General features: G+C 64.5%; 19 protein-coding genes. 9 read left to right on the top strand and 10 right to left on the bottom strand.

The genetic code is table 11. The features are described from left to right. The first annotated feature begins 8 nt into the window (after positions 1-8). The 3 genes from rpsO to ACPW75_RS15055 all read left to right on the top strand — a co-directional run bounded on the left by rpsO (position 9) and on the right by ACPW75_RS15055 (position 3,928). Positions 9-278, top strand: coding sequence for a 30S ribosomal protein S15 (rpsO, locus tag ACPW75_RS15065; protein WP_005298162.1), 270 nt, complete (start codon positions 9-11; stop codon positions 276-278). A 167-nt stretch (positions 279-445) separates the two neighbouring features. Beyond that, a complete protein-coding gene (pnp, locus tag ACPW75_RS15060; RefSeq protein WP_016351716.1) occupies positions 446-2,584 on the top strand; it encodes a polyribonucleotide nucleotidyltransferase in 2,139 nt (712 codons plus the stop codon). Between the two features lie 129 nt (positions 2,585-2,713). Further along, positions 2,714-3,928, top strand: a complete 1,215-nt coding sequence (locus ACPW75_RS15055) for an MFS transporter (protein WP_081398582.1) — start codon at positions 2,714-2,716, stop codon at positions 3,926-3,928. A gap of 3 nt (positions 3,929-3,931) precedes the next feature. Here ACPW75_RS15055 and ACPW75_RS15050 read toward each other — a convergent pair whose 3' ends face one another. After that, a complete protein-coding gene (locus ACPW75_RS15050) occupies positions 3,932-5,014 on the bottom strand; it encodes a protoglobin domain-containing protein (RefSeq protein ID WP_077095615.1) in 1,083 nt (360 codons plus the stop codon). Between the two features lie 134 nt (positions 5,015-5,148). Beyond that, positions 5,149-5,502 (bottom strand): DsrE/DsrF/TusD sulfur relay family protein, encoded by a 354-nt coding sequence (locus ACPW75_RS15045; RefSeq protein ID WP_011707068.1) that lies wholly within the window; start codon positions 5,500-5,502, stop codon positions 5,149-5,151. Between the two features lie 178 nt (positions 5,503-5,680). Between ACPW75_RS15045 and ACPW75_RS15040 the strand changes: the two genes are divergently transcribed. Further along, a complete protein-coding gene (locus ACPW75_RS15040; protein WP_077095614.1) occupies positions 5,681-6,055 on the top strand; it encodes a DUF1090 domain-containing protein in 375 nt (124 codons plus the stop codon). A 69-nt stretch (positions 6,056-6,124) separates the two neighbouring features. Here ACPW75_RS15040 and fumC read toward each other — a convergent pair whose 3' ends face one another. The 7 genes from fumC to ACPW75_RS15005 all read right to left on the bottom strand — a co-directional run bounded on the left by fumC (position 6,125) and on the right by ACPW75_RS15005 (position 15,765). After that, positions 6,125-7,519, bottom strand: a complete 1,395-nt coding sequence (gene fumC / locus ACPW75_RS15035) for a class II fumarate hydratase (RefSeq protein ID WP_077095613.1) — start codon at positions 7,517-7,519, stop codon at positions 6,125-6,127. A 73-nt stretch (positions 7,520-7,592) separates the two neighbouring features. Further along, a complete protein-coding gene (pepE, locus tag ACPW75_RS15030; protein ID WP_011707065.1) occupies positions 7,593-8,321 on the bottom strand; it encodes a dipeptidase PepE in 729 nt (242 codons plus the stop codon). A gap of 192 nt (positions 8,322-8,513) precedes the next feature. Next, entirely contained in the window at positions 8,514-10,322 is a 1,809-nt protein-coding gene (locus tag ACPW75_RS15025) for a carbon starvation CstA family protein (RefSeq protein WP_073351364.1), read from the bottom strand. Positions 10,323-10,537: 215 nt separating this feature from the next. Next, positions 10,538-11,275 (bottom strand): two-component system response regulator BtsR, encoded by a 738-nt coding sequence (gene btsR, locus ACPW75_RS15020; RefSeq protein ID WP_077095612.1) that lies wholly within the window; start codon positions 11,273-11,275, stop codon positions 10,538-10,540. Next, on the bottom strand, positions 11,269-12,963 hold the full coding sequence (locus ACPW75_RS15015) for a sensor histidine kinase (RefSeq protein WP_077095611.1): 1,695 nt from the start codon (positions 12,961-12,963) through the stop codon (positions 11,269-11,271). Before ACPW75_RS15015 ends, btsR begins: the two co-directional genes overlap by 7 nt. A gap of 221 nt (positions 12,964-13,184) precedes the next feature. Further along, positions 13,185-13,796: a response regulator transcription factor gene (locus ACPW75_RS15010; protein ID WP_252411257.1), complete on the bottom strand. Its 612-nt coding sequence runs from the start codon at positions 13,794-13,796 to the stop codon at positions 13,185-13,187. A 1-nt stretch (position 13,797) separates the two neighbouring features. Next, positions 13,798-15,765 carry a sensor histidine kinase gene (locus ACPW75_RS15005; RefSeq protein WP_252411281.1) on the bottom strand — a complete coding sequence of 656 codons (1,968 nt, stop codon included), beginning with the start codon at positions 15,763-15,765 and terminating at the stop codon, positions 13,798-13,800. Between the two features lie 259 nt (positions 15,766-16,024). Here ACPW75_RS15005 and dsrO point away from each other — a divergent pair, with 259 nt between their 5' ends. Genes dsrO through ACPW75_RS14990 form a run of 3 tightly spaced genes read left to right on the top strand, consistent with a single transcriptional unit; the run spans position 16,025 to position 21,016 of the window. Then, entirely contained in the window at positions 16,025-16,813 is a 789-nt protein-coding gene (dsrO, locus tag ACPW75_RS15000) for a sulfate reduction electron transfer complex DsrMKJOP subunit DsrO (RefSeq protein ID WP_011707059.1), read from the top strand. Next, complete coding sequence (gene nrfD / locus ACPW75_RS14995) at positions 16,803-17,909, top strand: NrfD/PsrC family molybdoenzyme membrane anchor subunit (protein WP_077098169.1); 1,107 nt, start codon at positions 16,803-16,805, stop codon at positions 17,907-17,909. The genes dsrO and nrfD overlap by 11 nt, the downstream gene beginning before the upstream one ends. Then, positions 17,909-21,016, top strand: a complete 3,108-nt coding sequence (locus ACPW75_RS14990) for a tetrathionate reductase subunit A (RefSeq protein ID WP_264098388.1) — start codon at positions 17,909-17,911, stop codon at positions 21,014-21,016. Before nrfD ends, ACPW75_RS14990 begins: the two co-directional genes overlap by 1 nt. A gap of 56 nt (positions 21,017-21,072) precedes the next feature. On the opposite strand, the gene ACPW75_RS14985 is transcribed toward ACPW75_RS14990, so the two are convergent. Further along, positions 21,073-22,434 (bottom strand): endonuclease/exonuclease/phosphatase family protein, encoded by a 1,362-nt coding sequence (locus tag ACPW75_RS14985; RefSeq protein ID WP_179101537.1) that lies wholly within the window; start codon positions 22,432-22,434, stop codon positions 21,073-21,075. Between the two features lie 140 nt (positions 22,435-22,574). Between ACPW75_RS14985 and ACPW75_RS14980 the strand changes: the two genes are divergently transcribed. Together ACPW75_RS14980 and ACPW75_RS14975 are read left to right on the top strand one after the other, a co-directional pair. Continuing rightward, positions 22,575-23,411: a patatin-like phospholipase family protein gene (locus ACPW75_RS14980; RefSeq protein WP_077098175.1), complete on the top strand. Its 837-nt coding sequence runs from the start codon at positions 22,575-22,577 to the stop codon at positions 23,409-23,411. A 566-nt stretch (positions 23,412-23,977) separates the two neighbouring features. Beyond that, complete coding sequence (locus ACPW75_RS14975; protein WP_068982126.1) at positions 23,978-24,952, top strand: L-tyrosine/L-tryptophan isonitrile synthase family protein; 975 nt, start codon at positions 23,978-23,980, stop codon at positions 24,950-24,952. Positions 24,953-24,958: the final 6 nt, after the last annotated feature.

Raw genomic sequence — 24,958 nt, 5'->3', positions numbered from 1 at the left:
GTAATACCATGTCTCTAAATGCTGAGATCAAAGCTCAAATCGTTGCTGACAACGCTCGTTGCGCCAACGACACTGGCTCCCCCGAAGTGCAAGTTGCCCTGCTGACTGCCCAGATCAACCATCTGCAAGGTCACTTCAAGGAGCACTCCAAGGATCACCACGGTCGTCGCGGTCTGCTGCGCATGGTTTCCCAGCGTCGTAAGCTGCTGGACTACCTGAAGCGTAAAGACGTTCAGCGTTACGCTGCTCTGATCGCCAAGCTGGGTCTGCGTCGTTAATCGACCATCAGATTTTGCGAAAAAGGGGAACCTCCGGGTTCCCCTTTTTTATTGCGCGTCAGGCTGTTGCCGCCCTCACAGAATTTGTGTCGCTGCTTACCTTTTGCATCGAATCAAGTATACTTGCACGCGAATTTAAAGCGCCAAATTGTAAAAAGGAAATTCACGTGAATCCTATTGTAAAGTCATTCCAGTACGGTCAACACACCGTCACTCTGGAAACCGGAGTGATGGCCCGTCAAGCCACTGCGGCCGTCATGGTCAGCATGGACGATACCTGCGTATTTGTGACCGTAGTTGGCAAGAAAGAGGCCGATCACGGCCGTGATTTCTTCCCGCTGACCGTCAACTACCAGGAGCGTACCTATGCTGCTGGTCGTATCCCGGGTGGTTTCTTCCGTCGTGAAGGCCGTCCGAGCGAAGGCGAGACCCTGATCTCCCGTCTGATCGACCGTCCTATTCGTCCGCTGTTCCCGGAAGGCTTCCTCAATGAGGTTCAGGTGGTTGCCACCGTCATGTCCGTGAACCCGGCCGTTTCTCCCGACATCGTTGCCATGATCGGTGCCTCTGCGGCGCTGGCCATCTCCGGTATCCCGTTCGGCGGCCCGATCGGTGCAGCCCGCGTGGGTTACATGAACGGTCAGTACGTGCTGAACCCGACCACTACCGAACTGCCGCAGAGCGATCTGGACCTGGTGGTTGCCGGCACCGCCAACGCCGTGCTGATGGTTGAATCCGAAGCGGCCATCCTCTCCGAAGAGGTGATGCTGGGTGCCGTGGTGTTCGGTCACGAGCAGATGCAGGCCGTTATCAACGCCATCAACGAATTCGCTGCTGACGTCGGCACCAAGCCGTGGAACTGGACTGCTCCTGCCGTCAACGAAGCGCTGAAAGCCAAGGTTGCCGAGCTGGCAACAGCCGAGCTGGGTGAAGCCTACCGCATCACCGAGAAAGCCGTGCGTTACGAAACCATCGGTGCCATCAAGGCTCGTGTGGTTGAGCAAGTTATCGCTTCCGGCGTGGAAGAAGATGCCAAGAAGATCGGCGAAGAGTTCCACAGCCTGGAAAGCCGCATCGTCCGTGGTCGCGTCGTCCGTGGCGAGCCGCGCATCGATGGTCGCGATCCGGAGATGATCCGCGCCCTGTCCGTCGCCACCGGCGTACTGCCGCGTGCTCACGGCTCCGCCCTGTTCACCCGTGGTGAAACTCAGGCCATGGTCGTTGCCACCCTGGGTACCGAGCGTGACGCCCAGAACATCGACGAGCTGACCGGCAACCGCGCCGATCGCTTCATGCTGCACTACAACTTCCCGCCATACTGCGTCGGTGAGACCGGCATGATGGGTAGCCCGAAACGTCGTGAAATCGGTCACGGCCGTCTGGCCAAGCGCGGCGTTGCTGCCGTGATGCCGAGCGCCGACGAGTTCCCGTACGTGGTTCGCGTGGTGTCTGAAATCACCGAATCCAACGGCTCCTCCTCCATGGCCTCCGTCTGTGGTTCCTCCCTGGCGCTGATGGATGCCGGTGTGCCGATCAAGGCCTCCGTTGCCGGTATCGCCATGGGTCTGGTGAAGGAAGAAGAAGGTTTCGTCGTGCTGTCCGACATCCTGGGTGACGAAGATCACTTGGGCGACATGGACTTCAAGGTTGCCGGTACCACCGAAGGTGTGACCGCACTGCAGATGGACATCAAGATCGAAGGCATCACCAAAGAGATCATGGAGATTGCCCTGAAGCAAGCTCGTGGTGCTCGCCTGCACATCCTGAAAGTGATGGACGAAGCCATCCAGGCACCGCGTGCCCAGATCTCCGATTTCGCCCCGCGTATCCACACCATCAAGATCAATCCTGAGAAGATCAAGGACGTGATCGGCAAGGGTGGTTCCGTGATCCGTGCGCTGACCGAAGAGACCGGCACCAACATCGAGCTGGATGATGACGGTACTGTACGTATCTCCGCCGTGGCCAACGAAGCTGCCATGGAAGCGATCCGTCGTATCGAGGCCATCACCGCCGAGATCGAAGTGAACCGCATCTACGAAGGCAAGGTTGTGCGTCTGGCTGACTTCGGTGCCTTCGTCAACATCCTGCCGGGCAAAGATGGTCTGGTGCACATCTCCCAGATCACCGACGCGCGCGTGCAAAACGTGGCTGACCACCTGACCATCGGTGACGTGGTGAAGGTGAAGGTACTGGAAGTGGACCGTCAGGGCCGCGTGCGTCTCTCCATCAAGGAAGCGAACGCCCCGACCGAAGCCGCAGCCGAGCCGGCTGTTGCCGCCGTCGAAGAGCCGGCCGCCGAATAAGCCGCCGAGCCGTGAAAAAGCCGACCTCAGGGTCGGCTTTTTTTATATTTGCGGCTTGATGTTGTCTCTTTTGAGACCTCTTGTTATAACGAAAGGCTTCCCGCACGACGGGCAACAAGGAGCAGTGTGATGTCGTGGGCCCTCCTCAGGCAGTTTCCTCCCCTGGTCTGGACCGTGATCCTGGGCACCTTCATGGTGCGCACCAGCTATTACATGGTTTGGCCGTTTCTCTCCATCTTGCTCTATCGGGAGTATGGCCTCTCGGCGACCGCCATCGGCGCCATGCTGGGGGCGACTGCGGCCATCTCCACCCTGGTCAGCTTCTATGGCGGCTGGCTGTCCGACAAGCTGGGGCGGCGCAACATCCTGCTGGCGGGTTGTCTGGTCTCGGTGCTCTGCTACGGCCTGCTCGGCTTCTCCCATTCGGTGCTGTGGCTCGGACTCGGGGTACTCGGCAGCGGCCTCTCCTCCGGGCTCATCGATGCGCCCGGCAAGGCGCTGATGGCCGACAGCCTGGCCTCGGCCAAGGCCCGCGAGCTGGCGCTGCACCTGCGCTACTTCCTGCTCAACTTGGGGGCGGCTCTCGGCCCCCTGCTGGGGGTGACCCTCGGCATCAGTGCCCAGCAGCAGACCTTCCTGCTGCTCAGTGGCAGCTATCTGCTGCTGGGATCAGCCTTCCTCTGGGGTTTTGCACAAAGCAGGATAGTGGCGACCCACGGCAGCGAGCTGGGCTTGCGTGCGGCCATCAAGGTATTGTGGCTGGACCGGGGCTTCTTGCTGCTGGTGCTGGCCAACCTGCTGATGAACCTGGTCTATTCCCAGTTCCACTCACCGCTGGTGCAATACCTGACCCGGGCCGGGACGCCAGAGGTAGCGAGCCTCATCGCCCTTCTGGTGGCCACCAACGCCCTGACCGTGGTGCTGCTGCAATTCCCACTGCTACATCTGCTTGCCCGCTGGCCCGGCAAGGTGCGCCTGCAGGTCGGCATCACCCTGTTCTTGGGGGCTCAGGTGCTGTTTGCGCTGGGGGATCCGCAGCAGTGGTCGCACTGGGTCGGGGCGGTACTGATGCTGAGCGTGGGGGAGACCATACTGTTTCCGCTGCTCAACGTGCTGATCGATCAGATGTCGCCCCCGCACCTGAAGGGGAGCTACTTCGGCGCCGGTGCGCTGGCCGGGCTGGGTGGTGCCCTCGGTGCCTTGCTGGGGGGCTGGATCCTTGCCGTGTGGGGTGGTCAGGCACTCTATGTGCTGATGGCGGTGCTCTGCCTGTTTACCTTCCTGCTCTATGAGTGGGGCGCCCGCATTGCGCGCCCGGCACGGATTCGGGTCAGGCAGGATTGAACCTCAGTGGGTACTGTTCTGGTTGACCTGCTTCATCGCCTTCTTGGCGGCATACATGCGCTCGTCGGCCAGCCGGATCAGGCTGTTGCCCTCGTCGAACTGGAGCGGCCCGGTCTGTACTAGACCGATGCTGAGGGTGACGTCACTGATCTGCTCGGCCAGCGCATGGGTCAGCCGCTGCAGGTAGACGTCTCTGGCCTGCTCCTCGTTGCAGTTGGGCAGGATCAGGCAGAACTCGTCCCCGCCGTAACGGAAACAGCAATCCTCCGCTCGTGAGACCTTGCGAATGCAGTCGCCGACGATGCGCAGGATCTCGTCCCCGCGCTGATGGCCCTGGCTGTCGTTGATCTGCTTGAAGTCGTCGATGTCGAGATAGGCGATGACCACCGGCTCTGAGCGGCGCTGGCAGGTACGCAGGGTGCGGGTCAGATTCTCCTGCAGATGGCGCACGCTGAGCAGGCCGGTGAGGGCATCGATCCGGCTCATCTCCTCCAGCTGCTGGGTGCGCTCGCGCACCTTCTCCTCCAGCGACTTGGCGTAGATCTCCGATTTCTCCTTGGAGGACTCTATCTCCGACACCAGGCTGCGAATATAGGTCTCGAACACCAGGGTGATATCGAACAGGAACAGCTTGTCGAGGGCGGTCAGCATGGTGATGCGGTCCGGCTCATGGTCTATCTGGGTAAAGATATCCTCGATGAGCAGCCCCTTGAGGGTGTTGATGGCGGCCAGATAGAGCTTGGGTTCCACCCCGATCCGCTTGTGCACCAGCCCGATCCGCAGCCGGTTGTTGACATATTCCAGGTCGTACAGGCCGCTGAACAGATCGAGAATGTAGCGGCGCTGGGCGGCCCGCAGCCGGGTGAGGGTATCGGCGTCGCCGATCAGCAGGGCAATTTCGGTGATCCCGGTCTGCAGGGTGTAAAACTTGTCGACCAGGGCGTCGATGTGGGGCTCGATTTTGGGACGGTAGCTGGCGAGCAGGGCGAAATCCCGTTCATCCAGCAGCAACAGCTCCTTGCGATGAGCGATTTCGAACTCGGTGATCCGCATTTGTTCCAGCAGAGTCTGTTCGGTTGGATTCATGGCAGTTCCCTGAACGAAAATGAAAGCGCGCACGTTGTTATCTAACTGACAGTGTAGACATTAACAGCTGTGAACAGGTTTTCAAATGGCGCAGGATTGTTGCAGATCAATGCCTGCGCCCGGTTCTCGCACTGCTAGAAGGTCAACACCTTGTCGGCCGCCAGTGTCCACTGGGCCAGCAGCGGCAGGGTGCCGATCTCGATCCCCTCGATGAGCGGCAGCGCCGTGATGCCACGGGCATCGGTACAGGTCTTGCAAAGGCGGATGCTGATCCCCTGAGCCAGCAGGATCTCCAGCATCTGGCGCAGGTTGTAGCCCTCGGCCGGGGCCTGGCCCGCCAGTGCGGCGCTGACCGCATCTGACATCAGAAACAGTTTCAGGTTGGCACCGCCCTGTTCGCGCAGGGCGATGGCCAGGCGCAGGGCATTGAACAGGGATTCGCTGCCATAGGGGGCGCCGTTGGCGATGATGACAATCTCTTGATTCATAACAGACTCCTTCATGAAAGTAGCCATTGTAGGCCCATCGGCACCCGGTTGGCGTGATGTCGCACAAACTCTGTCGTAGCGGTTTGCCCGCGCCTTGACCCGGCCGGCCGAGTACGGTCTGATAGGCGGCCATCAAACATGACAGGGGAACGAGGTCGTTATGTGGAAGGTTATCGGAATGAGCATGCTGCTGTTGGCCGGCCAGGCCTATGGCAGTGAGGCCGTTGGCTGCAAGGCGCGCCAGCAGGCCGTCAAGGATCAGCTGGTGTTTGCCAAGGCGCACGGCAATGCGGATCAGGTCGCCGGGCTGGAGCGGGCCCTGCGCAATATCGAGACTCACTGTACTGACGCCGGCCTGTTCAAGGAGCAGCAGCAGCGGGTGGCCGAGCTCAAGGAGCAGGTCAACGAACGGTTGGTCGAGCTGCAAAACGCCAGGGTGACGGGCAAGCCCGACAAGATCGCCAAGAAGCAGGCCAAGCTGGAAGAGGCCCAGACCAAGCTGCTGGCCGCCCAGCGCGAGCTGGATGCCCTGAGCAAGTTGATCAAACCCTGACTCATTGATGAAAAAAGAAGCCGGCGCAGTCCGGCTTCTTTTTTATCTCGAGTTTCCCTTCGGGCTGGCTCAGCCGCCGCGCCGACCCACCATGTCGGCCGGCACCACCCAGGCATCGAACTGCTGCGCCGTCAGGTGGCCGGAGGCGATGGCCGCCTCCCGCAGGCTGAGCCCCTCATGGTGGGCCCGCTTGGCGATCTCTGCCGCCTTGTCATAGCCGATATGGGGGTTGAGCGCCGTCACCAGCATCAGGGAGCGGGCCAGCAGCTCGTCGATGCGGGGCCGGTTCGGGGTGATGCCGACGGCGCAGTGGTCGTGGAAACTCTGCATGCCGTCCGCCAGCAGCCGCACGCTCTGCAGGAAGTTGTGGGCGATCATCGGCCTGAATACGTTGAGCTCGAAGTTGCCGCTGGCGCCGCCGATGTTGATGGCCACGTCGTTGCCCATCACCTGGGCGCACAGCATGGTGAGCGCCTCGCACTGGGTCGGGTTGACCTTGCCGGGCATGATGGAGGAGCCTGGCTCGTTTTCCGGGATGAGCAGCTCCCCCAGCCCACTGCGGGGGCCGCTCGCCAGCCAGCGCACGTCGTTGGCGATCTTCATGAGGGAGGCGGCCAGCGTCTTGAGGGCGCCGTGGCCATGGACCAGGGCATCGCTGGCGGCCAGCGCCTCGAACTTGTTGGGGGCGCTTATCAGCGGCAGGCTGGTCTGCTCGGCCAGGGTGGCGGCCACCGCGTCGGCGAAGCCGGGCGGGGTGTTGAGGCCGGTGCCGACGGCGGTGCCCCCCAGCGCCAACTCGCACAGATGGGGCAGGGAGGCCCGGATATGGCGCTCCCCCTGCTCGAGCTGGGCGACCCAGCCGGAGAACTCCTGCCCCAGGGTGAGCGGGGTGGCATCCTGCAGATGGGTGCGGCCTATCTTGACGATGTCGTCGAAGGCCGCCGCCTTGCCGGCCAGGGTAGTGCTCAGGGTCGCCAGGGCGGGCAGCAGGTGCTGGGTGATGGCCGTGACGGCCGCCAGGTTCATGGCGCTCGGGAAGACGTCATTGCTCGACTGGCTCTTGTTCACCTCGTCGTTGGGGTGCACCAGCCGCCCCTCGCCACGAGTGCCGCCGAGCAGCTCGCTGGCCCGGTTGGCCAGCACCTCGTTGAGGTTCATGTTGGTCTGGGTGCCTGAGCCTGTCTGCCATACCCGCAGCGGGAATTCCTCATCATGCTGGCCGCACAGGATCTCGTCGGCGGCGCTCATGATGGCCTGCGCCGTGCGGGCGGGCAGCAGCCCGTTGGCGTGGTTGACCCTGGCACAGGCTGACTTGATGCGGGCCAGGGCGTGGATCAGCGCCATCGGCTGGCGTTCGCCGGAGATGTCAAAGTGTTGCAGGGAGCGCTGGGTCTGGGCCCCCCACAGCCGATCGGCCGGCACGGCGATCGCGCCGAAGCTGTCGTGTTCAGTCCTGCTCTTCATCTCATCCTCCCTTCATTGCGAAAAAAGGGGCGACATCCTGCGCCCCTGTGGGTTCTGTGCTGGTCAGCGCCATTCAGCCGCGCGGGCGAAACGGCGTCAGCTCGGCCAGCGGCGCGGCCGTGCTGAACTCCTGGGTGGTCTCGGCGTGCTTGAAGATTTTGAAGCCTTCGCCGCGGGCGCTCCAGTATTCGATGTGCTCGCCGCTTATCTGGAGCAGGCTCGCCTCGCGCAGAGCCACCACGTGTTCGCTCGGGTTGATGGCGCAGAACTCGGCCAGGCGCTCGTCGCGGGTCTCCCCCATGTGGCCGCTGATGCTGGCGTCCAGATAGTGCGGGTTGATCTGCAGCGGGAACAGCCCCAGCGCAGGCAGCACGGCGGCGCTGCAGACCGGCATGTCGTTGGTGGTGCGGATGCTGGGGGTTGCCACGTTGCAACCTGCGCTCCAGCCCACATAGGGCACGCCCCGCTCGCGCACGGCGCGCTGGATGGGCACCACCAGGCCGTTTTCGTGCAGCAGCTGGTTGAGGCGCCAGGTGTTGCCGCCGCTGATGAAGATGGCGTCGGCATGGTTGATCGCGTCCACCGGGTCATCGAACTGATGGATGCTGATAGCCTCCACCCCCAGGCTTTCGCTTAGCTCCAGGGCGCGGGCATCCCAGTCGCTGCGGATCACCGCGTAGGGAATGAGCAGGATGCGCTTGACCTGTTTGCGAGCGAGCAGGGTCTGCACCCGATCCCGGGCCCAGCCGAGCAGGCCCGGGCATTCGGTGGCTTTGCCGTTGCTGAGAAGAAGCAGTTCCATGAAGCGTGTCCTCGATAAGTGAAAGCGCGAAGAGGTCACCGGCCCCAGGCCGGGTGACGGAAGCCCCCATTCTAGCCCGATCGCTGCTCGGGTTCTGTGATCGATGGCGCCATGTACCCTGATGAGGCCGTTTTTTGACCGCCAGATGCAACAAACCCCGGCATGCCGGGGTTTGTGGTTGCAGCGGATGGGTCAGCTGGCGCTGGCCGGGGCAATCCGGAACTCGGGCTGCTGGCGCAGCTTCCACAGCTCAATCCACTTGCGGATGGCCGACACCAGGATGACGGCGCCCAGCCCCAGCATCAGCAGCGAGATGCCGCCGTTGAGCAGGTTGTAGCCCTTGGCTTCCGGGTTGAAGTAGACGTGGCTGACCATCCAGTAACCGGCGTAGTTGACGGTGACGAACAGGTAGGCCAGCGGGATCAGGCAGGTCAGCATGTAGCGGCGCTTGCTGGCCAGTCGCAGGATGATGGTGGCACCGATGATGAGACCCACCGAGGCCATCAGCTGGTTCGAGACCCCGAACAGCGCCCACACAGATCCGATATCGCCGGACATCAGCAGGTAACCCCACATCACACAGGCGAGCACGCTGGCGCCGATGGCGCCCGGCATCCAGTCGATGCGCTTGAGGGGCGGGTAGAACTCGCCGAAGAAGTCCTGGATCAGGTAGCGGGAGACCCGGGTGCCGGAGTCGACGGCGGTCAGGATGAACACCGCTTCAAACATCACCACGAACTGGAAGAAGTAGGAGGCGAGGTTACTGAACCAGGGCACCTTGGTGAAGATGTAGGACATGCCCACCGCCAGGGTGACGGCGCCGCCGGTGCGACCGTTCAGATCCATGCCGATCTCCTGGGAGAGGAAGGGCAAGTCCACCACCTGCATCCCCAGTTTGGCGAAGGCCTCCGGAGTGGCGTTGATGGCGAAGTAGTCGGCCGGGTGCAGGGCGGTGGCGGCGATCAGCGCCATCACGCCCACCACGCACTCGGCCAGCATGGCACCGAAGGCGACCGGCAGGATGTCGCTCCACTTGTCCACCAGTTTCGGGGTGGTACCTGAGCCGATAAAGGCATGGAAGCCGGAGATGGCGCCACAGGCGATGGTGATGGAGATGAAGGGCCAGACCGGGCCACCCAGTACCGGGCCGCCGCCGTGGACGAACTGGGTCATGGCGGGGAACTGGATCTCCGGGTTGATGCAGATGACGCCGATGACCAAAGCGCCGAACACGCCGATCTTCATGAAGCTGGAGATGTAGCCGCGCGGGGTGAGCAGCAGCCAGACCGGCAGCGCGGTGGCGAAGAAGGCGTAGATGGGCAGCGCCAGACTGATGGTCTCGGCGCGCAGGGTCAGCCAGGCACCGAAGGCGCTCTCCTGCACGTAGGGACCGAAGAAGACGCAGGCCAGCACGGCGATGAAGCCCACCCAGGAGGCGGCTTGCAGGTTGCCGGTCAGCTTGTGCCAAATTCCCACCACCATGGAGATGGGGATGGTCATGAACACCGCGAACACGCCCCAGGCGTTACGCTCCAGCGCGTGCACCACCACCATGGAGAGACCCGCCATGGTGATGGTGATGATGAACAGCATGGCGAGCCCGGTGCACCAGCCGGCGATGGGGCCGAGCTCGGCCTTGGCCACCTCGGAGAGGGACTTGCCCTGATGCTTCATGGAGGCGAACAGCACGACGGTGTCGTGCACCGCGCCGCCGATGACGCAGCCGATCAGCAGCCAGAGAAAGCTCGGCAAGTAGCCGTACTGGGCCGCCAGGACCGGGCCCACCAGTGGGCCGGCGGCGGCGATGGCCGCGAAGTGCTGGCCGAAGTTGACCCACTTGTTGGTTGGCACGTAGTTTTTGCCATCCTCCAGCTGGTGGGAAGGGGTGACCAGCTTGTCGTCGGCCATCAGCACCTTGCGCACAAAGAACACGCCGTAGAGGCGATAGGCGATGGCGAGGATGCAGAGGGCCGCAATGACGAAGGTGATTGCGTGTTGCATGACGGAGTTTCCTTTTCCTGCGGCCAATCTGGCCGGGCTCAGGCTGCACTCTACCGAGGCGGCAGGGAAAGGGGAGCGCAGAAAAGGTCAGTGGCAGAGGGCCGCCCGCGAGCGGCAGAAAAGCGGCCCCGAGCGGTTTGAGGGATGAGCCGGCAGGCGCGGCAAGCGGGTGAGTGGTAACGGGCAGAGCAGGAGCGGAGTGAGTGGCCCGCTCCTCAGGGGATCTCCAGCAGCTCCTTGAGGGGCTTGAGGTAGCGGCGGCTCACCGGCACCTTGTGGCCGCCCTGGGTCACCACCTCCGCCAGCCCGCCGTCCAGCAGCAGAATTTCGCGGATCTGGCCCGGGTTGAGCAGGTACTGGCGGTGACAGCGCACGAAGCCTGTCTTCTCCTCCAGGGTGCGCAGGGTCAGCTCTGTGGTGCCCTGCTGCTGGGCGCTCACCACCTTGTTGCCGACCAGATCGCTGTGGACGAACTCCACCTCGCCAAGGGGCAGCAGCAGAATGCGGTTGTGGCCGCTGCAGGGGATGCTGCGCAGGGGCTGGGCGATGCGGGTCGGATCCGGCAGCGGCTGGCCCGCCAGCTCACCTTTTGGCGAAAGCAGTCGCTGGATGCGCTCCAGCGCCTTGTTCATCCGATCGCTGGTGACCGGCTTGAGCAGGTAGTCGAGAGCATTCTCCTCGAACGCGCGCAGGGCAAACTCGTCGTAGGCGGTGATGAAGACGATGTGGGGACGCAAGTCCGGGTCCAGCATGCTCACCAGCTCCAGCCCGCTGATGCGCGGCATCTGGATGTCGAGAAACAGCAGGTCGGGTTTGAGGCGATGGATGGCGGGCAGCGCCTCCATGGCGTGGGCGCACTCCCCCAGCAGGCGGATATTGCCCGCTTGCTCCAGCAGCAGCCGCAGCTCCTCGCGGGCGAGGGGTTCATCGTCGACGATAAGGGCGGTCAGCATGGGCTCTCCTGCAGGGGAAGGGTGATCCTCACCCGGGTGGATTGATGGGGCTCGCAGTGAATGGTGACCCCGTACTCGGCGCCGTAACGGGCCTTGATGCGCCGGTCCACTATGTTCATGCCAAGGCCGCTCTCCTCCCGTTTGGCCTGATAGAGGCCGGCGTTGTCACAGACCTCCAGCACCAGCTGCTCGTCCTCCTGTCGCGCCGTCAGGGTCAGTCGGCCGGGCTCGAACATCTGGGAGATGCCGTGCTTGATGGCGTTCTCGACGATGGGCTGCAGGGAGAAGGTGGGCAGCCGGTACTCCAGCAGCGGCTCGGGAATCTGGATCTGCACGCTCAGGTGTTCGGCGAAGCGGGCCTGCTCGATGTGCAGATAGGCGTTCACGTGCTCCAGCTCGTCGGCCAGGGTCACCTCGTCCCCCTGGCGCTTGAGGTTCTTGCGAAAGAAGGTGGAGAGGTGGTGCACCAGAGTGCGGGCATCCTCGGGATCGCGCCGGATCACCGCCGCCAGGGTATTGAGGGCGTTGAACAGAAAATGCGGGTTGATCTGCGCCTGCAACAGCTTGATCTCCGACTGGGCCAGCAGCCGCTTCTGCTCGTTGTACTTGCTGGCCAGGATCTGGCCGGAGAGCAGCCGGGCTATCCCTTCCCCCAGGGTGCGGTTGATGGAGGAGAAGAACTTGCGCTTGGGCTCGTAGAGTTTGATGGTGCCCACCACCGACCCCTCTTCCCCCCGCAGCGGAATGACCAGCGAGGAGCCGAGCCGGCACTGGGGATGCAGGTTGCAGCTGTAGGGGATGAGGTTGCCGTCGGCATAGACCACCTCGTTGTGCTGGATCGCCTTGAAGGTGTGGGCCGAGTTGATGGCGGTGCCCGGCAGGTGGTGATCCTCGCCGATGCCGATGAAGGCGAGCAGTTTCTCCCGATCGGTGATGGCCACCGCGCCCACTCCGGTCTCCTCGTAGAGGATGCGTACCATCTGCTGGCACGTCTGCTGGGTGAAGCCCTTGTCCAGCACCCGCATCGCCCGCTCGGCGATCTTGAGGGCGCGGGCGGAGAAGGCGACCGAGTACTTCTCCAGCATGGCGCGGTGATCGAGGATCATCCGCATGAACATGGCGGCCCCCAGGGTATTGGCGACCAGCATGGGGGCGATGATGTTCTCGATGAGGTGGACGGCGTCGTCAAACGGTCGGGCCACCAGCAAGATGATCCCCATCTGCATCAGCTCGGCGATGAGGGCCACAGATCCCACCACCCAGGGGCTGAACAGCAGGTCGAGCCGGTGGCGGGCGACGAAGTGGCGGTGCACCAGGCCGCCGAGCAGGCCCTCGGCGATGGTGGAGAAGGTGCAGGCGAGTGCGGTGAAGCCCCCCAGCGAGTAGCGATGGATGCCGCCGGTCAGCCCCACCAGCAGCCCCACCACAGGGCCGCCGACGATGCCGCCGAGCACGGCGCCGATGGCGCGGGTGTTGGCGATGGAGTCCTCGACTCTCAGGCCAAAGTAGGTGCCCATCACGCAGAAGCCGGAGAAGATGAGGTAGCAGAGGATCTTGTGGGGCCAGCTCAGGGTCACCTGAGTCAGCGGCATGAACAGCGGCGTCTTGGAGAGCAGCCAGGCGATCACCAGATAGACGCAGAGCTGCTGGAAGAGAGATATCACGAGCGCGAATTGTTCGAAAGCCACGGCACACTATCTCGAAAGGGGATGCTCATCCAATGGACGCGGAGTATTAGCAAACCCCGATTTGCGCTGCAAGCCGCGGGCGCCGGAATAGCGCGCCTGCGCACAGATTTGCCGGCACCCTGAGCCAAAGGCATCCCCTGTGCGGCCGATGGGGATGGGCATAGGCCCGGCAAGTGGGTCACTCTCCCGGCTTGGATTAATGGCCTGGCTAGTGGCCTGGCTCAGGGGACTGAATGGACGTTTGCATAGAGCAGCATCAGCTCGGCCAGGGAATCGACCTCGAGACGTTTCATCAGGCTGGCGCGGCACACCTCGACGGTGCGCACCGAGATGCAGAGATCCTGCGCTATCTGCTGATTCTTGTGGCCCCGGGCGATGAGCTGCAGCAGCTGGTGTTCGCGCGGGGTGAGCCGCTGATAGGCGGCCAGCTGGGCGAAACGGGTGGCCGCGCTCAGGGTCGCCTGCTCGGCCCGACTGATGGCGGCGAGCAGGGGGGCCAGCTGCACCGGCTTTTGCAAGAAATCCACCGCCCCCTGCTTGAGGGACTCCACCGCCAGCGGCACCTCGCCGTGGCCGGTGAGAAACAGGATGGCGATGGGGCTCTGGGCCGCCTTCAGCCGCTGCTGCACCTCGGGGCCCGACAGCCCCGGCATGCGGCAGTCGAGGATGAGGCAGGCGGGCTGGTGCAGGTCGACCTCGGCCAGAAAGCGCTCGCCATCGGCAAAGCTGAACAGCGGCCGCTCGTCGCAGCTCTCCAGCATGAAGCGCAGAGAGTCGAGCACGGCCTCGTCGTCGTCGACCAGATAGAGCGGGGGGCGGGCAGGGGACGTCATCTCAGTTCCTCGGTGTCGGCGGGTGGGTGGGGGTGGCTGAGGCGGGATCCTCCGGTGGCGGCACGGGCAGGGTGACCCGGGCCAGGCAGCCTTGGGGGCTCAGGTTCTCCAGGCTGAACTGGCCGCGATGGCTCTCGACCACCTCCCGGCAGATGGCTAACCCCAGCCCCATGCCATCGGGCTTGTCGCTGTAAAACGCCTGCTGCAGTTCGGTCGCGGGGACCCTCAGGCCGGCGCCGTTGTCGCGGATCTCCAGCAGCAGGCTCTGCGCCTCGAAGGCGATCAACAGCTCGACCCGGGCAGGCTCCTGTGCCGCTGCTTGCATAGGGGGGTTAGCAGGAGAGTGAACAGCTGCGCACGCTCTCTTCGCTACACTCTGCGCCGCACTCTTCGCTGCACTCTCGGCGCCATTCTTGATGAGGTTGACCAGCAACTGCTCCATCCCGGTGCCGTCCAGAGGTAACGGGCGTGGCTGGCCCCGCCAGTGCAGGGTGAAGGCGACGTCGAGCGGCGCCAGCATCTGCTCCAGCAGGGGGTGCAACTCCGCCACCAGGGTGGGCAGGTCGCAAGGCGCGAAGCGGGGAGGGCGCTTTTGCAGCCTGGCTCTGAGCCGGTTGACTGTCTGGGTGATGCGCTGGACCTGGAGCCCTATCTGCTCCAGGGCCTGACGCAGGGAGGCCTGGGCGGCAACCTGGGCCGGATCCTGTGCCAATCTGTCCAGTCGCAGCAGTGCCCCCTGGCTGTAGTTGGCGATGGCGGTCAGGGGCTGATTGATCTCGTGGGCCACGTTGGCGCCCAGCTCACCCAGTTCGGCGAGTCGTCTGGCCTGTGCCAGCTGGCGTCCCTTCTGCTCAAGCTGGTGGCGGGCTTTGAGCAGCCGGCGCTGGCTGCGGTTGAACAGGTATTGCAGTAGCAGGTGGTGGCCCCCCAGCAGCAGTACCAGCGCCAGGGCGCCCCAGCCCCACTGTTGATGCTGGCGCAGCCAGTGCCAGGCCGCTTGCCACCAGGGGCCCTGCAGCGGGTGGCGATCCAGCGCCTTGAGCAGGCGGTCGATGGCAAGCTCGCTGGTGGGCACGGTCCAGCCCGCCGAATCGGCGGCGATGGCCGCCTCGCTATCAGCGGGCAGATCGTACAGCGCGCGGGTCACCGCCAGCGCCAGCGCGGGGGAGGCCCGCTCTGTCTTGGCGAAGGACCAGTTGGGGTAGAGCCGGGTCGAGCTCTGGCAACCAAAGCCGGCCGGCGCCTGATCGTCCAGCACCCGAAACGCTCCCCTGGCGACCTTGCCTTCCCGCTCCATGCGCTCCAGCTGGCACACCGGCACGATGGCGGCGGCCACCTCCCCTGCCGCCAGCCGCTCAATGAGCCGGTCCAGCGGAAAGCCGGTGAACTGCACGGTGGAGAAGAAGCGCTCCAGCCTGACCCCCTGTTCGCCCGCCTCGAAGCGATAGGCGAGGTAGCCGCCGAAGGCGTTCTCCGAGACGGCGGCGACCGCTTGCCCCTCGAGGTCACGCCAGTGTCGGTAGGGGGCCCGGGCGGGCACCACCAGGGCGGCGCCGATGGCGAGGTTGTCTCCCCCGGCCGGGCTCTTGAGGGTGGCGAGCCAGGCCAGCGGATACTGGCGCGCCAGACTCACCGACTGGCCCGGGTTGGTGATGACGAAATCGAGGTGTTCGCGGGCGACGGCCTCGGCCAGCTCATCGAGCCCCAGCGGATGCAGCACGAAGCGATGGCCGGGCAACCGCTGTGCCAGCCAGCGCAACAGCGGTTGCCACTGGGCTCTGGCCAGGGCCGGGCCGCGGGTTGCTAGCACGCCGATGCGTATCGGCTCGGCCAAGGCCTGCACCGGCGTGGCCTGGGATGACGCGGATTCCTGTCGGGCCGGCGCTGGCGCAGAGGGGGTCGGGGCGGCCTGCACCCGCAGCGGCAGGGCTGACAGCGCGAGCCAGAGCAGCAGGCTGAGCAGGGGCAAGGGAACTGGGGCGTGCAGGGGGCTTTCCTCTCGGTGCAAAGGGGGCAGTCTATCACCGGGACGTGCGCTTGCACGCGAACGGGGCCGGGAGGGGTGGCAAACGCCGCCCCGGTCACAGTTCAGCAGGGCTGGGGCATTTTTTATTGCGCTGGATCAACCCGGCTCCCGGTATGTGGAAAACCACAATAGAGGCGACTTCCTGCGTTGAGGACAATCGGCCCAACCCCTTTCAAGCCAGCTCAGCAGAAGGAAAGACGCCATGGAGCCCAGCAAGCGCCGATTGTTATCCGGGATCGCCGCCCTCACCGCAGGGGCGGCCCTGATCCCCGTCACCCAGGTTCAGGCGCAGTCCGTTCCCGCTCCCCGCAACGGGCGAGCGGCCATCAGCCGGGGGGACGGGCGCAAGCGTTACGGCATGCTGATCGACCTGCGCCGCTGCGTCGGCTGTCAGGCCTGCACCGTGGCCTGCACCATCGAAAACCAGCCCCCTCTCGGCCAGTTTCGCACCACGGTGAGCCAGTACGAGGTGAGCGACGTGGCCGCCCTCGCGGCTCCCGCCTCCCTCCTGATGCTGCCGAGGCTGTGCAACCACTGCGCCGAGCCCGCCTGTCTCGATGTCTGCCCCACCGGCGCCACCTTCCAGCGCGATGACGGCATCGTCGTGGTCAACAACGACTGGTGCGTCGGCTGCGGTTACTGCGTGCAGGCCTGCCCTTACGATGCCCGCTTCATCAACCACGAGACCAACACCGCCGACAAGTGCACCTTCTGCGCCCATCGGCTGGAGGCGGGGCTTTTGCCCGCCTGTGTGGAGAGCTGTGTCGGCGAGGCGCGCATCATAGGCGATTTGAACGATCCCAAGAGCCGGATCAGCCGCTTGCTGCGCGAACACGAGCCGGCGCTCAAGGTGCTCAAGCCCGAGGCCAATACCCAGCCGCGGGTCTTTTATCTCGGCATGGACGAGGCCTTCGTCAGCAAGGTCGACGGCAATCCGGCCCTGCGCACCCTGCTCACCGACGATGGCAAGGAGATAGCCCATGGTCATTAACGAACTGCTGGCCCCGGCTCAGCCCATCACCTGGCTGCCCTGGGCGGTGCAATATTTCTTTCTCATCGGCCTCGCCTACGGGGCTCTCTGGCTCGGCGCGTTTGAGCTGTGGCGCAAGGCGCCGGACCCGCGGCTGCAGACCCTGGCGGCGGTGCTGATGGTGGCGGCCGGGCTGGTGGCCCCCATCGCCCTGACCGCGGATCTGCACCAGCCGGCCCGGGCCTGGCACTTCTACGCCCAGACGCGCGTTGGCTCCGTCATGTGGTATGGCGCCTATCTGCTGCCGCTGTTCAGCCTACTCTCCATGCTGCTCGGCTGGCTGCTGCTAAGTCCTGCCCTGGCCCGGCGCGGCGCAGAAGGGGACAAGATAGCCCGCCTTGCCCGGCTGCTCTGCCTGGGAAGCTGGTCGGGGCACGTTTGGCTGCGGCCCCTCTCTTTGCTGGCCGCCCTGAGCGGGCTCAGCATCGCCCTCTACACCGGGCTTGAGACCATGGCGGTGGCGGCGCGCCCGCTCTGGCATACCCCCTGGTTGCCCTGGCTGCTGACCCTGAGCGCCGTGCTGGGGGCCCAGAGTGCCCTGCTGCTGCTCAACCGCTTGCTGGCGGGCTGGCGTGCCCAGACCGAGTCGACCCTGCTGCGCCAGAGTGGCTGGACGTTAGGCCTGCTGGCGCTCTCCCTGCTGGGCTGGGCCCTGTTGGGCGGCGCCTCGGCGGCAGAGGCCGCAGCCCTCTATCGGCTCGACCCGAGCTGGCACCTGGCGGCCCACTGGCTGTTGCTGACCCTGGGGCTGGCCGGTCTGCTGATGCTGGTGCGGCGAAGGATCTCTGCCCGCCTGTCACTCTGGGGGTTGGCGCTGCTGGGGCTGCACCTGATGTGGGGCCTGCGCTGGCTGGTGCTCATTCAGGGGCAGCTCGCGCCCAAGTACGGGGCCGGCGTCTATCTCTATGAAATCGCCTGGGGCCCGGCCGGTGTGCTCGGCATTCTCGGCACCTTCGGTCTGCTGCTGGCCCTGCTGGTGGCCCTCTCGGAGCTGGTGCACCCCTCTGCTTCCCCCGCCATCAAGGCATCCACAACTTTTGCACGCGAGGCACTCTGATGGATCACAGCAAACGCAAGTTTCTCAAGGGCGCCGCTATCACCGGCGGCACCGGGCTGTTCGTCGCCGGTTACAGCGACACCCTCAAGCAGGTGGCGACTGGCCTCGCCACCGGCAGCTCGGGCCAGCTGACCCGGGATCCCATCCATGGCAACTCGCTGGCCGTGGAGTACCGGGTTGACGAGCAGGGGGAGTTGCACCCCAACCCGGCCCAGCGGGTTGCCAACACCATGTGCCTCGGCTGCTGGACCCTGTGCGGAGTACGGGCCCGCATCGACAACGAACGTGACCAGATAGTGCGGATCCTCGGCAACCCCTATCACCCCCTCTCCGCCCGCCATCACATCGACTTCAAGACCCCGGTCAAGCAGGCGCTGCTCGCAACCAGTGGCTACCAGGAAGGGGGGCTGGACGGGCGCTCCACCGCCTGCGCCCGGGGCAACGCCATGCTGGAGCAGCTCGACAGCCCGCAGCGGGTCACCCGTTGTCTCAAGCGGGTGGGGCCCCGTGGCAGCGGCCGCTGGCAGAGCATCCCCTTCGAGCAGCTGGTGGCCGAGGTGGTGGAGGGGGGCGATCTGTTTGGCGAGGGCCAGGTTGATGGGCTGCGGGCCATTCGCAACCTCGCCGAGCCGCTCGACCCGGCCAACCCGGAGTACGGCCCCAGGGCCAACCAGCTGCTGGTGAGCAACGCCTCGGACGAGGGGCGGGATCACTTCATCAAGCGCTTCACCTTCAACAGCTTCGGCACCCGCAACTTCGCCAACCACGGCGCTTATTGCGGCCTGTCATTCCGGGTCGGGGCCGGCGCCCTGCTGGACGATCTGGAGAAGAACGCCCACCTCAAGCCGGACTGGGACGAGAGCGACTTCCTGCTGTTCATGGGCACCTCGCCCCAGCAATCGGGCAATCCCTTCAAGCGCCAGTCCCGTCAGCTGGCGGCAAACCGGGCGCGGCCGGGCAAGCCGTTCTCCTACGTGGTAGTGGCCCCCAGCCTGCCCAACACGGTGAACATGCCCTCCGCCCCCGCCAACCGCTGGCTGCCCATCCGCCCTGCCACGGATTCCGCCCTGGCCATGGCCATGCTGCGCTGGATCATCGACAACCAACGCTACGCCGAACCCTTCCTGACGGCACCCCATGCCGAGGCGGCCGAGCGGGCCGGCTATCGCGGTTTTTGCAACGCCAGCCACCTGGTGCTCTGCGACGAGTCCCACCCACGCTTCGGCCAGATGCTGCGGGCCAGCGATCTTGGCTTGCCCTTTGAGGGGGAGGCCTATGGGGAGGGGGACGCCATGCTGGTAGAGGAGGCGAGCAGCGGCGAGCCGAGACCCGCCGGCCAGTGCGAGCGGGCCAACCTCTGGGTGGATCGCCTCATTCAGGGCCCCAAGGGGGAGCTGATGGTGAAGAGCAGCTTCCAGCTGCTGGCCGAGGCGTGCCGGGAGCACACTCTCGCGCAATACAGCGCCGAGTGCGCCGTGCCGGTGAGCGATATCGGGGCGCTGGCACGGGAGTTCACCAGCCACGGCACCCGGGCGGCGGTGGTCTCCCACGGCGGCACCATGAGCGCCAACGGCTTCTACTCGGCCTGGGCCATCATGATGCTCAACGTCATGATTGGGAACCTCAACGCCCGGGGCGGCGCCGTGGCGAGCGGCAGCAAGTTCGATCCCTTCGGGGCGGGGCCGCGCTACGATCTGGCGAGCTTCCCCGGCATGGTCAAGCCCGCCGGGGTCTTCCTGTCGCGCTCCAAGTTCCCCTACGAGAAAACTTCCGAATATAGGCGCAAGCGCGAGGCGGGGCTGAACCCCTATCCGGCGCAAGAGCCCTGGTTCCCGATCTCCGGCCCTCTGCTCGGCGAGCACCTGACCGCTGCGGTGAACGGTTACCCCTACCGGCTCAAGGCCTGGATCAATCACATGGGCAACCCCCTCTACGGCCAGGCCGGGCTCAGCAAGGCCATAGGCGAAGAGCTCAAGGACCCTGCCGTGCTGCCGCTCATTGTCAGCATCGACAGCTTCATCAACGAGTCGTCGGCGCTGTCGGACTACCTGGTGCCGGACACCCTGACCTACGAATCCTGGGGCTGGGCCACCGCCTGGCACGGGGTGATGACCAAGGTCTCCACCGGTCGCTGGCCCATCGTGGAGCCCCGTGTCGCCAAGACTGCCGAGGGGGAGCCGGTCTGCATGGAGTCCTTCTTTATCGCGGTGGCCAAACGGCTGGGGCTGCCGGGCTTTGGCGAGGGGGCGCTCAAAGGGGCGGATGGCAAGGTGCACGGCTTGAACCGGGCGGCGGACTTTTCCCTCTACGGCGCGGCCAACGTCGCCTATCTCGGCGAGCCGGTGCCTGCCATAGATCCTGAGGATCTCGCCTGGTCCGGGGTGGAGCGGATCCTGCCGGTGCTGAATGCCACTTTGAGTGCGGAGGAGGCGGGCCGCGCCGCCTATCTCTTCGCTCGCGGCGGGCGCTTCGAGCCGGCGGCCAAGGGGCGCGATGCAGCCGGTCAGCCGAGCAAGCGCTGGCCCAAGCCGCTGATGTTGTGGAACCCCGAGGTGGGCAGCCGCCGTCACAGCCAGAGCGGGCAGTTCCTGAGTGGCACACCGCGCTTCTTCCGCCCCCAGCTGGCGGACGGCACGCCGCTCAATGAGGCGTTCAAGCCGGCCCAGTGGCCGCTGCTGCTCACCAGCTACAAGTCCCACACCATGAGCTCCATGAGCATCGGCTCGGATCGCCTGCGCCAGGTGAACCCCAGCAACCGGGTGCGGCTCAATGCGCAGACGGCGGCGCAGCTGGGCATCGAGAGCGGGGACAGGGTGCGGGTCAGCACCCCGGATGGCAGCGTGATCGGGGTGGCCGAGTGCGTGGCCGGGGTGCAGGCCGATGCCATCGCCATCGAGCACGGCTTCGGCCACAAGGAGCTGGGGGCGCGGGAACACTGGATAGACGGCCAGAAAGTGGTTGCCAATCCGCTGCGCGGAGCCGGGGTCAACCTCAACGATCTAGCGGTGCTGGATCCCAGCCGCCATGGCCGCTACCCCCTGGTGGACTGGGCCATCGGCTCGTCGGCGCGCCAGGGGCTGCCGGCCCGGGTGGAGAAGCTGGTATGACGATCCAATGAAAACGGGGCCTGTGGGCCCCGTTGCTTATCTGCTCTGCGTCACTGTCACAGTTTGAAGTCGACCCATACCAGGCGGTGATCCGAGCTGACTCCCTTGGCGATGCCCAGCTTGGCGTCATACACCAGATGGTAGCCCGGCTCGAAGCTGGCCGGCCAGAACACGCCGGAGGCGACCGCGTTCAGGTTGGCGGAGGGCAGCACGTGGTCGAGCTGCAGACCGCTGCTGCTGGTGATGCGCTCCGGGGTGGGGCGGTTGTTGTTGCGCTTGCACTGATCCGGCTGGCTGGCGAGGCACTCGGGGCCGCCCTGGCTGACCGGGATCAGGGCGCCGTTGGTGACGGCCTGGTTGACCAGTACATGGTTGTGCAAGTCCTGAATGGCGGTCAGGTCGCCATCGCCAATCTGGGGATCGGCGTTGAGATCGCCGGCGATGACGAACTTGGCGCCCGCGGGCAGGCCACCGGCCTTGCCGGCGTCATCCACCATGTAGCTGGCGGTCTCCACGTAATCCTGCCAGAAGGCGACTTCGGCCCGGTTGTGCTTGACGTTGTGGCGCGCCGCGTTGCCGAAGATGGGCGGAGTCGGGTGGGAGATGAGGAAGTGGACCACCTCCTCCTTGTTGCCGCGCTTGATGCGCACCGGCACGTCGGCGTGGTTCTTGGACGAGAGCGGGAAGGCCTGCCAGGCTGCGTCGTCATACCAGGCATCGCCGCACTGGCGGCCGGCCGGGATCGGCGCCTTGGCATTGTTGCAGTCGTCGATGACCGGGTTCACTTCGCCCGGCATGTCCTTCCACTTGAATTTCTGGAAGGTGCGGATCTGCTTGGTATCGATGGGGTACTGGGACATCACGGCGAAGGCATACTGGCCGTGGTAGTTGCCAAAGCCCCAGGCGTCGTCCGGCCCGTTGTTGATCTTGCCGTCCAGGTTGAGGTCATGGCCGCTCATCAGGCCGGTGTTGGTGGCGAAGTTCTGCAGCACCGGGTAGCTGATGGCCTTCACCTCGTCGTGCTGGGCATGGGCCAGGTAGTTGTCGTTGAAGGCCTTGAGGTCCGTGGTGTCGCTGCCCTTGCCGTCATTGTCGAATTCGTTGAGCAGGAACACGTCCGGCCGGGTGCGCTGGATGATTTCGGCGATGTTGCGGATCTGCTGCACGTCGAGGGCCTTGGTCTTCTCGGCGCCGCTCAAGGTGCCGTCGGCGAGGCGGGCCAGCAGGGCATCCTGCTCGGTGCGACTGAGGGCCAGTTCACCGGCGAGCATGCCGGCAGCGGTGCGATCGAAGGAGAGGTTGAAGGTAGCGAAGCGAACCATGGGGGTCGGGGTCTCGGAGTCATTTTGGCTGTTACAGCCTGCCATCAATCCGAGGGAAATGGCAGCGGCCAGTAGGGACTTGCTGATATTTTTCATTGTAATATTCCGTAGCATCAATAAGTTATACCTTGCTCATGGGGAGCGAAGGCGTGCCCATTATAGGGATCCCGGCCGACAGTCGGGCTCTGAATGGGCCAAAGTGTGAGACCATTCACAGAGCAAAACGGGGAGGCGAGATGAGTCGGCGACAGACGGCCCTGGTGGTCGAGGGGGGCGCCATGCGCGGCATTTTCGCCGCCGGGGTGCTGGATGCGTTTCTGGCCAAGGGCCGCACGGCGTTTGATCACTGCATCGGGGTATCGGCCGGGGCGGTCAATCTGGCGGCCTTTCTGGCCGGTCAGCAGGGGCGCAACCACAACGTCATCACCGACTACTCCTGCCGTCCCGAGTTCATCAACCTGGCCAAGTTCTTGCGCGGTGGCCACTGGCTCGATCTCGACTGGCTGTGGGCGATCACCATCCGCGAGTGCCGGCTCGATCTGGCGCGCTTTGCCGCCAATCCGGTGCCGCTGACCGTGGTGACCACCCGGGTAGCGGACGGCCAGGCCGCCTACCTCAAGGCCAATGCCGCCGAGCTGGAGCAGCAGATCAAGGCCTCCTGCTCGGTACCGCTGGTCTACCGGGACTTCGTGCGCATCGACGGGGAGGCCATGACGGACGGCGGGGTGGCCGACTCCATTCCGGTGCGCCACGCCTATGAGCAGGGGGCGCGCGACATCACTGTGGTGCTCTCCCGCCCGTTGGGTTATCGCAAGCGGGCGCCGCGCCTGCCCGCCCTGCATCGCTACCTGCTGCGCGAGACGCCGGCCCTGGCTCGCGCCAGCCTGTCGCGCCATCAAAGCTACAACGATGCCATCGACTTCATCCGCCAGCCGCCGGCCGATTGCCGCATCCGGGTCATAGTGCCGCCAGCGGGTTTTCGGGTCGGCCGCATGACCACCGACCGGGGGCGGCTGGAGCAGGGTTACCAGATGGGCTGGCAGGCGGCCCTCGACTATCTAGGGAGCGTTTAGGCTCGGCTCGGAGCTCTCTGTGAGCCATTGCGGCCCCGGTCGGGGTCGCCACCATGAAAGCGCATGGCGATGGCGCAGCAGATCTGCGACGCGTCATTTCGCCCGGTCATTCCCCCTCTTGCGCGGCGGTGGCTGCACTCTGTTTGTCTGCTTAATATGTAGCTGGATAATTATTTGCGATATTTACAGCGAAATGGTCAGGATTGCCGCCATGAAAAAATATCACTATTAAGTTGTGCTAAATAATTCACGAGTCAATTTGTGACTGAATAATAAAGCGGTTGGGGAACTTTTCTGACTGGTGATATTTGATACGCATCAATTTAAATAAAATCTGTTTTTATTCATATGCATAGTTCAGCTTAACTTATGCGAAATAGATTATTCGCTGCGGGTTGAATCTGTTTACATCAATGGCGAATTGATAGCCTGACTTCATCTCGGCTACTGTCCCCTCTCGATTCGTTTGGGTAGCAAACGGATACAAAAATAATAACGACAGAGACTGGACGCATTGATAAAGAGTCATCTTTATTGATTTTAATCCTGCCAAAGGAGCCGGAATAATGAGTGGTTTATCTTCCCATCATATTGCCCAAAATATATTTGCCGAGCTGTTGCCTTATCGCCGCCGCTTCCCCGATCCCATTCTGGATCGGCAGCAGGAGGAAGCCGAGGTGGCCGCCATCCAGATCCCCCGTCTGCAGGCCTTCATCGAGCGGGGCGAGGCCATCACCTGCGTGCTGCCCGCCTTCCCCACCAAGTCACCCAATCCGAACAAGGTGCTGGGCACCCTGCCGGACATGGCGGAGCGGCTCTCCCTCAGCTTTCTCAATCACCTCTGCCAGCGCATCCAGCTGCACTATGCGCCCGGCATGCGGATCCTCATCTGCTCGGACGGCCACGTGTTCGGTGACCTCATCCGGGTGGCGGACCCGGCCATCGACGCTTATCAGGCCCACATCGAGCAGCTGATCCTGGAGCTGGGGGCGACCCACCTCGGGGTCTTCCACTTAGGGATGGTGGCTGGCATGGCCGAGTTTTGCGCCAGCCGCGACTTCGACACCCTGCGCGAGCAACTGGTCGAACGCTATGCCGAGCCGCTGGCACAGATCACGGAAGAGGTGAGAAGCACCGAGGAGGGCATTCGCCTCTATCGCGCCATGACCCGCTTCCTCTATGAAGACAGCCAGCTGCCCGACACCCCGCTCTCCAACACGGCGCTGCAGCGGGATGCCAAGGCGCGCACCCATGCGGTGATCCAGCGCAGCCGCGCCTGGGGCAACCTGCTGGCGGAGCGCTTCCCCGAGGCGATCCGTCTCTCCATCCATCCCCAGGCGAGCCACAGCCTGAAGATGGGCATCCACATGCTGCCGACCCGGGATGACTGGCTCACCCCCTGGCACGGGGTGGCGGCCAACCTGGATGGCCAGTTCGTGCTGATGAAGCGGCGCGACGTACTGGCGATGGAGCATGAGCTGGTCCACATCCACGGCCGTCCGAGCCACTACCTGATCAATGGCAAGCAGGCCGCCGCCTGAGGAGTT

The organism is Aeromonas sp. FL131, assembly GCF_049860615.1.
GTDB classification, from domain to species: Bacteria; Pseudomonadota; Gammaproteobacteria; order Enterobacterales; family Aeromonadaceae; genus Aeromonas; species Aeromonas hydrophila.
This window is presented reverse-complemented; position numbering and strand designations above follow the sequence as displayed.